We start from the raw sequence: 14,709 nt of genomic DNA on the forward strand, positions 1-14,709 counted from the left end.
CTCTACCAGAATGTATAAGTTTCACGCTTATCCATTTCTGAATCGTCTCCGCAAAGCTTCTTCAGCGCCCAGAGGACGCCGAAGGCGTTTTTGCTTGCGCTTCGCAACATGCTTAAGGATGAGCCGAACGTGATCGCAACTTAATATAAGTTTACATAAGTGTCCGGCAGTGGCACAATAGCGAGCATCCTGCGGTTGGAAGAGTAAGCTTGGTTGAATCCCCGGGGGAGGTCCGTTCCCGGGGATTTTGTTTTGCCAACCTTCGGCAAAGAGATTATAGTGGAAATGTTGTTAAGCCTAAGAACGCCGATCCGACGATCGGACATGGGGAGGTCAATCGTTAATGCCGTTAGTCGACATGCCGTTAGAGAAGTTGAAGGAGTACCAGGGAATCAATCCGCGTCCCGCCGATTTCGACGCCTATTGGGATCGGGCGATCGCCGAGATGCGCGCGGTCGATCCGCAAGTCGAGTTCGTGCCTAGCGAGTTCCAGACGCCGCAGGCCGAATGCTTCGACCTGTATTTCACGGGCGTCCGCGGGGCGAGAATCCACGCGAAGTACGTGCGTCCGCGAGGGGCGGCCGTACCGCACCCGGCGGTCGTGTTGTTCCACGGGTACACGGGCAATGCCGGAGACTGGAACGATAAGCTGGCATACGCTTCGCTCGGGTATTCCGTGCTGGCGATGGATTGCCGCGGCCAAGGCGGTTCGTCCGAAGACGTCGGCGGCGTCAAGGGCAACACGCACCAAGGCCACATCATCCGCGGTCTGGACGATCATCCGGACAACCTGCTGTTCCGTCATATTTTCTTGGACACGGCGCAGCTCGCCGGCATCGCGATGGGATTGCCGGAAGTCGACTCGGAACGGGTGTACGCGCACGGCGGCTCTCAAGGCGGGGCGCTGACGATCGCTTGCGCGGCGCTCGAGCCTCGCGTGAAGAAGGCGTCTACCGTGTTCCCGTTCTTGTGCGACTATAAACGGACGTACGAAATGGATTTGGCCAAGGACGCGTATCAGGAACTGAGAACGTATTTCCGGCATTTCGATCCGCTGCACGAGCGGGAAGACGAAATCTTCGAGAAGCTCGGCTATATCGATCTGCAGTTTCTCGCGAACCGCATTCGCGGCGACGTCTTGATGCTTGTCGGCCTGATGGACACGATCTGCCCGCCGTCCACGCAATTCGCGGCGTACAACAAGATTACGGCTCCGAAGCAATTGGTCGTCTATCCGGACTTCGGTCACGAGCATCTGCCGGGATCGGCGGACAAGACGATACAGTTTTTCTTGAAGGATTAATAAGTTGCGAAAACCTCCGAAGCTTGGTTTGCCGAGCTTCGGAGGTTTTTTAATGCGTTCAAGAATCTGCACTGACCGCCCTTTGATTGTGCGTAATCTAGCCAAGAAAATAATAATCCAGCGTCATACTGTTAAATCCTGGCATCCTCTATAATCTAATTTGAAAGCGTATTCAGACTCGGCGTCGGACTCGTCGCCGCGCGACGGACGACGGGAGGAGATGCGAATGATCGGAACGTTATTGTCCGGACACTCCGACTTCGATTACCCGAATAAGGCTCTTCAACGGGAGATGCTGGACTATTTGACGCGGACGATCCGGTTGCTTGAATCGAATCGGCGAGAGGAGGCCATGTCGTTAGTCGGGCAATTCGTCGATCGGCTTGATGGACTGCTTCAAGAGAGCGTCCTCCGTTCGAAAAGCGATTTGATCAGACAAGTGCAACAGTACGTGACGGGAGAGGCCACGCGCGAAGCTTCGGTGAAAACGATCGCCGATAAAGTGCGGTTGCATCCCGCCTATCTGTCCAGGATTTATAAGCGCGAAACCGGAGAATGCCTGGGCGATTACATCATCCGGATACGGATGGAGAAGGCGCTGTACTTGCTGAGGCACACGGGCAAAAAAATAGGCGACATTACGATGGAGCTCGGTTACCGGAATCCGCAATTTTTCAGCAAGACGTTCAAGAAGCATTACGGAATGACGCCGGGCGAATACCGGTCTCGTTAGAGGAGCTTGCCAGGTTATGAAAACATCATCGATCTATCGATAATATCCTGTCTTCGCCTTCGTGAAGCGCTTACACTAATGAAAGGGGATCGTAACGTCCCTAATCCAATGAGAATGGGGGAAATCAGATGTGGAAGAAAACGACGGGCTTTCTGCTCGCCGTAGCGCTGATCATGTCCGTATTATTCGTTCAAGCCGTCAGGCCGCAGGAAGCCGTCGCCGCGCCGGCCTTCGCCAAAGGCGCGGACATTAGCTGGGTACCGGGCATGGAGGCCCAAGGCTACAAATGGAAGGATAAGAACGGCGTACAAAGGGACATACTGGACATTCTGAAAAACGACTACCAAATCAACTCCGTCCGTATCCGCGTATGGGTGAATCCTTCTTCCGATTACGGTAACGGCTACATGACCGTCGATCGCGCGGCGGCTCTGGCCAAGCGGGCGAAGGACAAGGGGCTCAGCGTCATGTTGACGCTGCATTACAGCGATTCTTGGGCGGATCCGAGCAAGCAGACGAAGCCGGCGGCATGGGCGGGGTATACGTTCCAACAGCTCATGGACGCGGTCTGGAATTGGACGCGTTACGTGATGACGACGATGCAAAGCTACGGAGTCACGCCAGACTGGGTTCAGATCGGCAACGAGACGAACAACGGCATGTTATGGAACGACGGCAAAGCATCGGTCAGCATGCAGAACTATGCATGGTTGGTCAACACCGGCAACAACGCGGTCAAGTCGATCAGCAGCTCGACCAAGACGATCGTCCATGTGTCCAACGGTTACGACAACGCGCTGTTCGTCTGGAACATCGGGGGTTTGATCAATAACGGCGCCAATTTCGATATCATCGGCATGTCGTTGTACCCGTCCGCATCCGATTGGTCGACGAAGGTGACCCAGACGATCAGCAACGCGAACAATATGATTTCCCGCTACGGCAAGCCGATTATCATTACCGAGATCGGCATGGACTACAACCAGGCTTCGGCGGCTAAAAGCTTCATTGCCGATATCAAGACGAAGGTTCGCAATCTTTCGGGAGGCAAAGGCCAGGGCGTGTTTTATTGGGAACCGCAAGCTACGCCGGGCTATAACGGCGGTTACAATAAAGGCGCATGGCAGTCGAACATGAAACCGACGATTGCTCTCGATGGCTTCTTGAATTAATCGATTTTATAGGCAAGGCACTTCTCTACCGTTATGCGGACTGTAGAGGAGTGCCTTTTTTTGCGCGAATCAACACGAACCAGAACTTATTTGTTTCACGTCTATCGTTGCCGATTCGCCTCCGCAAGACGACTCCAACGACTGAAGATGTCGGAGTCGGTTCAACAAATGGAAAACTCATTGCGATTATCGGGCATCCTATACGATTGGTCGTCGCGAGCAAAAAAAGGAGGCTCGCGGCGTCGGGCCGCAAGCCTCAAGGTTTATATTTCAAAGGGGGGTCATGTATGTATCTTACCCCCGGAACATGAAAGGAACGTGAAGCCCAGATTAAGATTTGGTTACAAAATCGGGCGAGGCGGTTTTTTTATCAGTAAGCCTTGACGTGCAATCAAATGGTTGCATATAATGCAGATATGGATAAACTCTTTAAAGCGCTAGCCGATGGAACGCGCAGACAATTACTCGACCTCTTGTATGCGAACAACGGTCAATCCTTGGGAGAGCTCTGCAAACAAATGACGATGACCCGTCAAGCCGTTACGAAGCACCTTCTGCTGCTGGAAGAGGCCAATCTGGTTACTGTCGCGTGGCAAGGCCGCGAGAAGCTTCATTATTTGAATCCAGTGCCTATCGGGGAAATTTACGATCGCTGGATCGGCAAGTTCGAGCGTCACCGGATCGAAGCATTAAACACGCTCAAGCAAGCCTTAGAGGAGGGTTCTAATGATGAATAAAACTTCGTTCGCGTATACGACTTACATCGCGACGACGCCCGAGAAGCTTTGGGCAGCCATTACTAACAGCGAATTCACCAAGCAGTATTTTTTCGGCCGCGAAATCGTTTCGGATTGGCAAGTCGGTTCCGGATTTAAATTGACGAGCAAAGACAAGGTCGAGCATCATGGCGAAGTTCTCGTTTGCGAGCCTTATCGCTTACTCACGGTTACGTGGAGCGTCAAAGACGTTGAAGGAGAGCGATTCTCTAAGGTTACATACGAATTAACGCCCATGAACGCTACGATGAAACTGACGCTCCGACACGAGGATTTATTGGAAAAGGATATTCGCAAAGACGAAGGCAAGATAGAAGGATTCAATAACGGCTGGCCTGTCATTCTCAGCAATTTGAAGAGTCTGCTCGAAACGGGGAAAACCTTGCCGGCATTTTAATCTAATACGAGAGGTGAGCCGATTGGAGCCGAATCCAGCGAATTACTCCGTTAACGATGCGGGCGCGTTTTCGAATTTCGGAAACGTTACGGAAGGCAATCTGAAAGGTAAAATTTTTCTGAAAGATATCTTGGCGCTTACGAGCATGGAGGTCTCGCTCAATAATCTGCCCCCGAAGGCGGAAGTCCCCTTCTATCACAAACATAAACATAACGAGATTTGCATTTTATCGTGATTCAAGCCAAAGAGAACGGCCTTACCCAATGGGGGGAGACGGACGGGATCATCCTGGAACAACCTGTCGAATGGGAGGCAGGGCGTTAAGTCCGCGATCTAATAAAAAGAAGCCAGCCGTAACCGGCGCTTGCGAGCGCGGTGCCGACTGGCTTTCTTATGTCCGAATAAACTCGACGCGAGCGTAACCAGGCGCGCAGCACGTCGGTAATGCCCATCGCGGCGTCGTCGACGGAGACGGCCAACTGGTAACCGAACATGCCGTCCGCGCGTTTGACGACGAAATCGCCAGGCGCCGCCCCGTCGAACGATTGCGCCCCGAGCATGAGGACATCGAACGCGATCGTCCGCTCCGGCATCGGGAAACGCCAGGCTGGCTCTTTGCCCGTTGCTTTCGCCCGGCGCTCCTCTTCGGTCAGGGAGCGGCAGTAGCCTTGGCGCTGATCGACGGGGCGATCGCCGAGATTTTCTCCGGTGATCTGCTGATTTTCAAGCCGGGAGACGAGTACCGGTTAATCATCGGCGCGCCCGGAGAGCCGGTCAAGCCGAACGGCGATTATTTCGTCATGAGCTCGGCAGTTACACGTATTTTCACCGGATATTTCGCGCGGCATACGGAACGTCTTCTGGGACTTACAGAAAAAGGAGAATAAATTTGGAAGACGCTTCATTGACAAGCGGGGACGATAGGAGCGAGAATGGACAGGCGAAATCGGGAGCGGGCAATCTTTTCATCGGTTACGTGATCGACTTCGTACGCAACCTATTCGAAGCGAACGTCGAGGAGGACGTACTCCGCGGGAAGAGAGAGATCGTCTAACGGAAGCACGAAAGCGGAGGAGGAAAGAAAGTTGAATAAAACTTCGGATAAACCGGACCTGTCGGCCGTGCCGATCTGGCGCTGCGTCGATCAGGAATGCAAAGTCTGGATTCGCGACGAAATGGCGAGCTCCGGAATGCCGGAATGCCCGATGTGCAAAGGCAAAATGATTCGCGGCATTAAACATTTACCTAAGCTCATTAACAAACATAAGGCCGCGCCTAGGAACAAAGCCTAACGCCTCGGCCGCCCGGCAGAAGACGCGCGCTTTCGTCTACCCGAGGGTCAGTACGAATAAGGTCGAATAAGGTCGAGCAATTGACAGATTTAGGTTATTTGGACATAATGGTCTCATATCGAACAAATCGGGGATGCACCTCGCCAAAGCCGGACACAGACGTGTTGCTTTGTCGGGGTGCTTTTTACGTCCGGAGGGAGCCAAGGAATATGTCCAAGAAAAAGAAAGACGAGGAACGGATCAAGGAGCAGTTGGCCGGATACGAAACGGTTACGTACGACATGTATGCGGCGATGCCGGACGACGGCAAGCGGTACGAAATTTTCGACGGGAAGCTGGAGATGATGTCCGGTCCGAACACGATTCATCAGAGCGTGAGCGGAGAAATGCAATTCGTATTGAAGCAAACCTGTAATTCCGACTACATGATTTTCGTTGCGCCGCTCGACGTGATTTTCAGCAAGAAAGACGTCGTTCAACCGGATGTGATGCTCGTACACGTCAGCAGAATGGACATCGTGAAGAAGCGAGGCATCGAAGGGGCTCCCGATCTTCTCGCCGAGATTATTTCCCCGGGCTCCCGCAAGAAGGACAAAATCAAAAAGTTGCAGCTCTACGCGCGTTACCTGGTGCCCGAATATTGGATCGTCGACTTGGACGCGAGGACGATCGAACGGCATGTTTTGAAGGGCGAGATGTACGAACTGGAGGACTTGTTCGAAGGCGACGATCAAGTCGTGTCGGACAAGTTGCCTTGCGTATCTTTCCTCGTTAGCGATTTGTTCAAGGGCACTGGCATTCAGAGGCTGTTGTCTTCCAACTGATTGGTCGTAACCGGCGCGTCAACCGATCAGATCACGAACCAGCTTGACGGCAGGAACGGTCAAGGGGTAATAATGGAGGAAAAGGCTTTGGGTAGCAGGAAGGTTCGCCTGGAAAATGAACATCTCCAACGAAACGATAACGATTCATCGAAAATACGGACGGCGAATCGTGGTGGGAGTCATCGCGCTCGCGGCGATGCTCGCCGTCTTGCTCGTCTTCGCGACCCGCGGCGGCGGGAACGTCCCCAAGGACGAGGAATTAAACATGCCGAAGGAGTACGTCTATACCCGATTCGTCGCGACCAATGGCATGGAGCTGCACGTCCTGCGGACGAGACCGTCCAACGTGACGCTACAAGCGATAGATAACAACGTGACGATTTCTCCGTTTTACGGCGTGAACGGAGGCTTCTTCTACCAGGAAGCGCTGCTGAGCATCGCCGTCGTGAACGACAAGCCCGTTAACGAAGCGAAAGGCACGTACGGCGCCGGCTCCGCCAACGTCAAATACGAGAGAGGCACTCTCGTCTGGGACGGGGCTACGGATCGGTTGGACGTTCAGCAAGCAGGCTCGGCGGAGGCTCTCGCGGTGACGGACAGATCGCGCTATTGGGCGCAAGGCGGGATCAGCATGAGCTTGGACCGGGACGATCTATGGCTGGAGCGGATCGCCGCCGAGAACGCGCCTTATCCGTTCGAGGATCGGCTGCGATCCGCCGCCGTCTACGATACGGCCGGCGATCTGTACTTGATCGTCGGGACGACGAAGGGGACGTTGGCCGACTTCCGCGAGGCGATCGTAGAGAAGGTCGGGGACGGCAAGCTCGAGAACGGCGTCTTCCTCGACGGGGACGGCTCTTCCCAGCTCCGCAGCCGCGAAATCCGGCTGAGCGGCGACGGCAGGCCGGTCGTGCAGATGCTGGCGCTCTTGAGGTAAGGGATCGAACAAAAGGACTCGGGTCTTCCGCCGCGAAGAGCGGTTTCCGATATGCGACCCATTCGGAAATGTTGTCTTACAATATAGGCGCAAGACAAAAGGACCGTCAGGGAGAATGAATTTATTCCTGACGGTCCTTCCTATTTTCCGATATGATAATAAAATGGTTCAGTCACGCAAAGGGGAGTTGCTCAAGTTGAAACCGGTTCGCGCGATGATCGTGGACGACGAAGTGCTTGCGATCGAGCATATCCGGCAATTGGTTCCGTGGGAGCGGCTCGGTTACGAGATCGTCTGCACGGCCGATCGGCCTTCCCAAGTACCGGAGCTCGTCCGGAAGCATCGTCCCGAGCTCGTTATTATCGACATCGTCATGCCCGGAATGGACGGGCTGACGCTAAGCAAGCAATTATTGGCGGACGGATTAACCGTCAAAATCGTTCTTCTGACCTCGTATAAGGAATTCGATTACGCCAAGGAAGCGCTGCAGCTCGGCTTGTCGAACTACTGGGTGAAGCACGAGATGGATGCGGAAACGCTGACGCGCGAATTGGAAAGCTTGCTCCGGGAACTGGAGAACGACAGGCGCCGGCGCGAGGAGGAGCGAAGTAGACTGCTCGGCAATTGGCTCGCGGGCGGCCCCGCGTCGGATAAAATAGGGCCGGTTTTAATGGCCGGCCGCGACACCGGCGCCGGCATCGACTACTTTCATCTGATCGTATTGCAGCCGGATCGCCCGTTTGCGCTGCTGGCGGGACTCGCGCCGGCATCGGCGGTCGCCGAATTGCCGTCCGACTGGCCGGAAGAAGCGGCGGAAGGGTTGCTGGCCGCGGTCCGAATGAAGGAGCATCATTTCGCTCTCGTGTTCGGGGATTCCGGCGGCCGCGGGGAAGGGAAAATGCGGGAACTTCTCGAAGAAAGGGCCGCCGCGGCGCGGGACCGGATGGAGCGGCTAACCGGAGGAACGGCGTCGATCGCGGTCGCTTCGAACGTTCGCGGTTACGCGGAAATCCCCGGGAAAGTGGCGGAATCGCTGCATTGGCTTTCCCTTTCCGTCTTTTTCCGCCCCCGTCATACGTTCCGGTTGAACGATATGAGGCCCGACAACTCGAAGCCGAAGCGGCTCGCTTGGGAAGACGGCGTCGGCTCGATCCGGGACATGCTGTCCGCCCAAAGGCACGAAGACGCCGCGACGGCGCTGGCGGAATTGTTCGACGAAGCCGCGAAATCCCTTGATCTCGCGGGGTTCTCCGATATGTGCAGGCAGTTGGCCGCCATGCTGAATCGCAGCCGGGCCGCGGCGAGTATGCCTTCTTTCCATGAGTTGTCGGAGCAGGGGGGGATCCCGTTCTCGTCCTTAACGTCATGCGAGGCGATCCGGAGCTGGTTATTGTCGGAAATGGAGGCGATTGCGTCCGGCGGGAAGATGCAGAACGCTTATTCCCGCAAGGTGCGGGAAGCGCTGGACTATATGGAGAAGCGCTACGCCGACGAAGAGGTCGGGGCGGATTCGATCGCTCGCCATCTGGGGATCAGCCGGGACCATTTTCGCCACGTGTTCAAAGAGGAGACGGGCCAAACCGTACTCGAACGGCTGACCGATATTCGCATGGGACAAGCCAAGCGGATGCTCGAAGAAGGCAAGTTCAAGGTGTACGAAATCGCGGAGCGCGTCGGCTTCCGCAACAGCCAGTATTTCAGCCAGGTGTTCCGCAAGACGACGGGAATGAATCCGCTCGAATATATGGAGAAGCCGAGGTGACTTCCCGATGCGCATGAAGATCCGCACGAAAATCATCGCCAGCACCGTTCTCGTAGTATCGATTTCTCTCGTGCTCAGCGGCTTTTTCATTTACGACTACGCCAAAGGCATCGTGCGAGAGCAGTCCATCAAAGACAGCCGGACCAAGCTCGCTCAAGTATCGTTCCAGCTCAAGAAAATTCAGGAACAAGTCATGAAGACGGCCGAATACATCGTCTCGGACGAGGAAATTACGGCGTCGATCTACAAGCCGCCGAGCGGGAATATCCAAGAAAATTATTTCCGGAAGCAAGAAACGCAAGAGAAGCTCAAGCGGTTCGTCGCGCTTAACAACTTCATTCTGAACGTGCTGCTCGTCCGGCCCGACGGGGAGACTTATTCCAACTACAGCGGATACGAGGACTATTTCGCCGAGTATTTGAAGCAGGACTGGTTCTTGAACATGAAAGATTCGCGCAACGGATATTCCGTGCCTCATCCGTTTTTCTTCCTTAGCGGCAACCGGCAAGTTTTCAGCTACGTGCTGAAATTCCGTCCCATCGGGGACAAAGAGTCTCCGTACAGTTACCTGGTTCTGGATATCGCGTACTCCGAGCTCGCCAACGTCTTCCTGCAGAGCGCGCACGATTTCGAGCAGATCGAGCTGTATACCGGTTCGGGCGCTCCTTTGTTCGCCACCCGAAACGGTCTGCCGCGGACCGACGCGGCATTCGTGTCCGAGACGGTCGCGGCCGGTCAATCGTTCCGGGAGGACGCGAGCCGAATCGTCTTGACCGACGAGGCGATGAACCAGGGATGGAAGCAAGCGGCGCTCCTTTCCAAAACCAGGCTGTTCGAGAAAATCAACCGGATTTTTTACTTCTACATCGTCATTATATTGTGCGGGATATTTTTTACGCTTGTCGTGATGCTGCCTATCATCGTCAATCTAACGAAACCGTTGTCTCGGCTCACCCATGCGATGAAGCGGGTGGCTGTCGGCGATCTCGGCACTCACGTGACGATTCGAAGCGGCGACGAGCTCGAAATTCTCGGGTCCGGCTTCAACCGGATGGTGCACGATTTGAAAAATTTGATCGAGACGTCGATCGAGAGCGAGAAGCAGAAACGGAAAATGCAGATCGATCTCCTCATGGCCCAGATCAATCCGCATTTCGTGTACAACACGCTTAATACGGTCATCTACCTGTCCCATGCTAAGAGAAACAGCCAAGCGATCGAAGTGACGCAGGCGCTCATCGGGATTTTGCAGGACACGATCAAGACCGGGGAAGGCGCGGTAAGGGCGCCGCTCGCAGACGAAAAGAGAATCGTCGACAAGTACGCGCTTATTCAGCAAACCCGCTATCCCGGCCGGTTTCGGCTCGAATGGGAGGCGGACGAGGCGCTGCTGGACAAGCTAGTGCCTCGCATGGCGCTGCAGCCGCTCGTCGAGAACGCGATCGTGCACGGAATCGTCCCCTCGGACAGGGAGGACGGACGGATCGTCGTACGCGCTTATTCGGACGATGGCTATTTGTGCCTGGAGGTGGAAGACAACGGGCAAGGGATGTCGTCTTCGGCGGCGGACGATCAACCTTCCCTGAAAGAACTGGAGCCCGAACGGACGAGAGGCATCGGTCTCTCCAACATCCGGGAGCGGCTGCAGACGTTTTTCGGCATGTCCGCCAGACTGGAGATCGAAAGCGCGGAGGGAGCGGGGACGATCGTTCGCCTTCGAATCCCGCTGACGGAACAGGAATAAAGCGCTTTCGCCGGATTTTATACAAAATCGCCGTTTTGACTCGTTCACCCGCTCCCGGCCCAGGGAGTACGATTGTTTACGGGAAGCGCTTTCTATAAGAGGTTGTTGAACACGCACTCTAACTAACCTGGGGGGACTGTAAAAGTGAAAAACCAACGTGTTTCCAAAGTGTTGTCCGGCTTTACCTCGCTTGCTCTGCTGGCGGGCCTGCTTGCCGCTTGCGGCGGCAACAACGGCGAATCGCAGGCATCGTCCGCGGCGCCATCCGCCAGCCCGTCCGCATCCGCGCCCGCATCGGGAACCGCGCCGGCAAGCGCCGATCCGACGCAGCTTAGCGGAACGGTCAAAGTATGGGACTGGGACGAAGCGTTCGATAAAGGGATGATTCCGGAGTTTAACAAGAAATACCCGAACATCAAAGTGGAAGTGACCGTCGTCAACCCGAACGACTATTTGCAGAAGCTGCAGAGCGGAATCGCATCCGGCTCCGACGTGCCGGACGTCATCCTCGGCGAAGAAGCTTATCGCGGCAAGCTGTTCGATCTGGACGTGCTCGACAATTTGGAAGCGGCTCCATACAACTTCGACAGAAGCAGCGTGCTTGACTACACGGTACCTTACATTTCCAACTCCAAAGGCGAAGTGATCGCGGTCGATCAGGCCATTACGCCTGCCGGTTTCGCCTACCGCCGCGACCTGGCCAAGCAGTACTGGGGCACCGACGATCCGGCCGAGCTGGAGAAGCTGTTGTCGAACTGGGAGGACTTCATCGCCAAAGGCGTCGAGCTGAAAGAAAAAAGCGGCGGAAAAGCGCTCATGCTCCCGGGTCTCGGCGACGCTTTCCTCGTGCTCCGCAACCAAAATACCGTGCCTTACGTGGACGGCACCGAAGTCGATTTGACCGCCAAGCTGCAGAAGCCGATCGAGACGCTGTTCAAGATGCGGGATGCGGGCATTCTCGGCAAGAACGAGCTATGGACGCCGGCCTGGTCCGCTTCGATGGCCAAAGGCGAGTTCATGTTCTATCCGATGGCGCCATGGGGACCGAAATGGCATATTTCCGCCAACGATCCGGAAGGCAAAGGACGCTGGGGTCTCGTGAAGGCGCCGGAAGTCGGCTTTACCCGCGGCGGGACGGCGATCGGGATTTACAAGGACAGCAAGGTAAAGGAAGCGGCGTGGGCGTATGTCCAATTCGCCTATCAGTCTGAAGAAGGCTCGCTGTTCAGCTTCAAAACTTTCGGCAACATGACGAGCAACAAATCGTTCTACGAGAAACAAAAAGCGTTATTCGAAGCGCCGGGCGCCTACGACGAGTTTTTCGGAGGACAGAATCTGGCTCAATACTTCCTGCAAAAAATCGTTCCGGACATGAAAGGGCAGCCGCAATCCAAATACGACTCCGTCGTCGACGGCGTATTTAACGCCCTGTATCCTTTGTGGACGAAAGATACCTCGATCACGGCCGACGCCGCGCTCGAGAAGTTCAAGACGGAATTGAAAAACAAAGCCTCCGAAGCCACCGTGAAGTAAAAAAACCAGCCTGAACGAGGGATGACCGTGAACGCGCAACGAACGATCGCTTCTTCCGCCGCATCCCGCAAACGGAGATGGGGGCCACGCATGTGGCCCTATCTTTTCTCTCTTCCGTTTGTGCTGGCCTACGCGGCTTTCCAATTGTATCCCGTCGTCTATTCGTTCGTGCTCAGCCTGCACGACTGGAACGGCATCGGCGCCAAGACGTACATCGGCTTCAAAAACTACGTCCAATTGTGGACGAACGACCCGCTCTTCCTGAAATCGCTGTGGAATACGTTGATCATGATGGCGATGTTCATCCCTGTCACGATGATCCTTGGCCTGCTTCTCGCTTACTGGACCTTTCATTTGGTCCGCGGCAAGAACCTGATTCAAACGATTAACGTGCTGCCTTATATCACGACGCCCGTCGCCATCGGGTTTATCTTCTCCTACATCTTCGACTGGCAGGTCGGGCTTTTGAATTTGGTTTTGGTGAAGTTCGGATGGCTGAAGGAAGGCTTCTACTGGCTCCAGGATCCGTGGACCTCCCGGGCGGTTATCGCTTTGATGGTCGTCTGGCGCAATCTGGGCTATTTCATGATTATCTACATGGCGGGGATGACGGTCATTCCTCAGGACGTATACGAAGCGGCCAAAGTCGACGGCTCCACCGGTCTGCATACGTTCAGGCGGATCACGATGCCCCTCTTGCGCAATATTACCGTTTTTCTCGTCGTCACGTCCGTCATCGGCGGGCTGCAATTGTTCGACGAACCGAAGCTGCTGTACGGCGGCTGGTCGGGATCGGCCCAAGTCGGCGGTCCGGACAATACGGCGCTTACCGTCATCTGGAAATTCGTGGACGAATCGTTCATTTCCAATACGAGATTCGGCTACGCTTCGGCGATCGCGTATTCGCTGTTCGTGCTGATCGTCATTTTCTCGATGCTGAGTTATCGTCTGACGGCTCCGAAGGAGGACAAACGATGAAGGCGCTCATGTGGATTTGTCTCGCCGTCGTGTCGCTGCTCTCCTTGTTTCCTTTTTACATCATGACCGTCATGGGTACGCATTACAATGAAGACCTGTTCAAGGGAATTCCGATCTTGCCGGGAGATTATTTGGTCGAAAACCTGAAAACTGTGTTCCATACGAACTTCGGGCGGGTTTACGGGAACAGTCTGATGGTGTCGGTCGGCTCCGTGATGTTCGCGCTGATTACGAGCACGTTGATCGGCTATGCCATAGCCAAGTTCGAATTCCGCATGCGGAAATGGCTGCAGACGTTCGTCGTGCTCACGATGATGGTGCCGGCGCAGGTCGGATTGATCGGGTACATCATCGAAATGAGAAATATCGGCGTCGGGAATACGTTATGGCCGGTCATTCTCGTATGGGCCGCTTTCCCGTTCGGCGCCTTCTTCATGATTCAGTTCATGCGCGATTCGATTCCGAACGACCTGCTCGAATGCGCGCGCATCGACGGCTGCTCGGAGCCGGGCATCCTGCTGCGCATCGTTCTGCCGATGGTCAAGCCGGGACTCGCGACTCTGGCGACTCTCGTTTTCCTGTGGTCGTGGAACAACTACCTGCTGCCTCTCGTCACGATCAATAAGGCCGAATGGTTCACGCTGCCCATCTTCATCTCGAATCTCGGTTACGTTCACCGGACCGATTACGCGGCGAGGATGGCCGCTCTGACGATGACGACCGTGCCCGTGCTGATTTTGTTCATTCTCGGCTCGCGAACGTTTATGAAAGGATTGACAGCCGGAGCGGTCAAAGGATAAGCGCCGGCGTATGGCTATACCCCATAAAGGCACGGCTTTTTCTCATCGCGCTTAAGCCGGGAAACTCGTACGCATTCGCTCCGACGGGGCGGATGCGTTTTTTTTCAAATTATCAGAAGTTTTATGGACATTTACTCATCTAGTCGTAACCTCATTTTCGTGTCATTTTGGAACAATCGTACTATTATCCCCTTGCCTCAGAAGGAACCAATCAGCGGATTTTGAATGCTATGATTGGAGAATGGAGAACGGATTCCCGGATATCACGTTCAATTTTGCCGTTTCATATTAGAATGGAACGGGTCATCGGCAATTTAAAAGCAAGTATCCCTTGCACCAGGCGTTACCTCCTGATCGGTCCTGATCGGAAGGGATAAAGGTAGAAGCGACCGAGCGTAGGTTGAGTAACTTAGCAGGTGAAAACCCTGCCTGGAAAGGCGAGAGCCACGCCGCCAGTA

General features: G+C 54.8%; 15 protein-coding genes and 1 pseudogene. 15 read left to right on the top strand and 1 reads right to left on the bottom strand.

Annotated features, from left to right (window positions below; translation table 11 throughout):
* The first annotated feature begins 343 nt into the window (after positions 1 to 343).
* From ACFPPD_RS04810 to ACFPPD_RS04830, 5 genes and pseudogenes are all read left to right on the top strand, one after another.
* Positions 344 to 1,303 (top strand): alpha/beta fold hydrolase, encoded by a 960-nt coding sequence (locus tag ACFPPD_RS04810; protein WP_209751756.1) that lies wholly within the window; start codon positions 344 to 346, stop codon positions 1,301 to 1,303.
* A gap of 415 nt (positions 1,304 to 1,718) precedes the next feature.
* Positions 1,719 to 2,036 (top strand): annotated as a pseudogene (locus ACFPPD_RS04815) (helix-turn-helix transcriptional regulator); the annotation flags it as partial.
* 173 nt (positions 2,037 to 2,209) lie between these two features.
* Positions 2,210 to 3,208, top strand: a complete 999-nt coding sequence (locus ACFPPD_RS04820; protein WP_378081371.1) for a glycoside hydrolase family 53 protein — start codon at positions 2,210 to 2,212, stop codon at positions 3,206 to 3,208.
* Positions 3,209 to 3,624: 416 nt separating this feature from the next.
* On the top strand, positions 3,625 to 3,945 hold the full coding sequence (locus ACFPPD_RS04825) for an ArsR/SmtB family transcription factor (protein ID WP_209751750.1): 321 nt from the start codon (positions 3,625 to 3,627) through the stop codon (positions 3,943 to 3,945).
* Positions 3,938 to 4,381 (top strand): SRPBCC family protein, encoded by a 444-nt coding sequence (locus ACFPPD_RS04830; protein WP_209751748.1) that lies wholly within the window; start codon positions 3,938 to 3,940, stop codon positions 4,379 to 4,381. Before ACFPPD_RS04825 ends, ACFPPD_RS04830 begins: the two co-directional genes overlap by 8 nt.
* Before the next feature lie 320 nt (positions 4,382 to 4,701).
* On the opposite strand, the gene ACFPPD_RS04835 is transcribed toward ACFPPD_RS04830, so the two are convergent.
* Positions 4,702 to 5,094: a glutamate--tRNA ligase family protein gene (locus ACFPPD_RS04835; RefSeq protein ID WP_209751758.1), complete on the bottom strand. Its 393-nt coding sequence runs from the start codon at positions 5,092 to 5,094 to the stop codon at positions 4,702 to 4,704.
* On the opposite strand from ACFPPD_RS04835, the gene ACFPPD_RS04840 reads away from it, so the two are divergent.
* The 10 genes from ACFPPD_RS04840 to ACFPPD_RS04885 all read left to right on the top strand — a co-directional run bounded on the left by ACFPPD_RS04840 (position 5,050) and on the right by ACFPPD_RS04885 (position 14,251).
* Entirely contained in the window at positions 5,050 to 5,268 is a 219-nt protein-coding gene (locus ACFPPD_RS04840) for a hypothetical protein (protein WP_209751746.1), read from the top strand. The genes ACFPPD_RS04835 and ACFPPD_RS04840 overlap by 45 nt on opposite strands.
* A 2-nt stretch (positions 5,269 to 5,270) precedes the next feature.
* On the top strand, positions 5,271 to 5,435 hold the full coding sequence (locus ACFPPD_RS04845; protein ID WP_209751744.1) for a hypothetical protein: 165 nt from the start codon (positions 5,271 to 5,273) through the stop codon (positions 5,433 to 5,435).
* A gap of 31 nt (positions 5,436 to 5,466) precedes the next feature.
* Entirely contained in the window at positions 5,467 to 5,673 is a 207-nt protein-coding gene (locus ACFPPD_RS04850) for a cold-inducible protein YdjO-related protein (RefSeq protein WP_209751742.1), read from the top strand.
* A 209-nt stretch (positions 5,674 to 5,882) separates the two neighbouring features.
* On the top strand, positions 5,883 to 6,497 hold the full coding sequence (locus ACFPPD_RS04855) for a Uma2 family endonuclease (RefSeq protein ID WP_209751740.1): 615 nt from the start codon (positions 5,883 to 5,885) through the stop codon (positions 6,495 to 6,497).
* Between the two features lie 115 nt (positions 6,498 to 6,612).
* A complete protein-coding gene (locus tag ACFPPD_RS04860) occupies positions 6,613 to 7,434 on the top strand; it encodes a hypothetical protein (protein WP_209751738.1) in 822 nt (273 codons plus the stop codon).
* Between the two features lie 196 nt (positions 7,435 to 7,630).
* A complete protein-coding gene (locus tag ACFPPD_RS04865) occupies positions 7,631 to 9,196 on the top strand; it encodes a response regulator transcription factor (RefSeq protein WP_209751736.1) in 1,566 nt (521 codons plus the stop codon).
* A 7-nt stretch (positions 9,197 to 9,203) separates the two neighbouring features.
* Positions 9,204 to 10,940, top strand: a complete 1,737-nt coding sequence (locus ACFPPD_RS04870; protein WP_209751734.1) for a cache domain-containing sensor histidine kinase — start codon at positions 9,204 to 9,206, stop codon at positions 10,938 to 10,940.
* 144 nt (positions 10,941 to 11,084) lie between these two features.
* Positions 11,085 to 12,473 (top strand): ABC transporter substrate-binding protein, encoded by a 1,389-nt coding sequence (locus ACFPPD_RS04875; protein ID WP_209751732.1) that lies wholly within the window; start codon positions 11,085 to 11,087, stop codon positions 12,471 to 12,473.
* 21 nt (positions 12,474 to 12,494) lie between these two features.
* Positions 12,495 to 13,451, top strand: coding sequence for a carbohydrate ABC transporter permease (locus ACFPPD_RS04880; RefSeq protein WP_209751730.1), 957 nt, complete (start codon positions 12,495 to 12,497; stop codon positions 13,449 to 13,451).
* Positions 13,448 to 14,251 (top strand): carbohydrate ABC transporter permease, encoded by an 804-nt coding sequence (locus ACFPPD_RS04885; protein ID WP_209751728.1) that lies wholly within the window; start codon positions 13,448 to 13,450, stop codon positions 14,249 to 14,251. Before ACFPPD_RS04880 ends, ACFPPD_RS04885 begins: the two co-directional genes overlap by 4 nt.
* Positions 14,252 to 14,709: the final 458 nt, after the last annotated feature.

This window comes from Cohnella suwonensis (genome assembly GCF_042655365.1).
In the GTDB taxonomy this organism is placed as follows: domain Bacteria; phylum Bacillota; class Bacilli; order Paenibacillales; family Paenibacillaceae; genus Cohnella; species Cohnella suwonensis.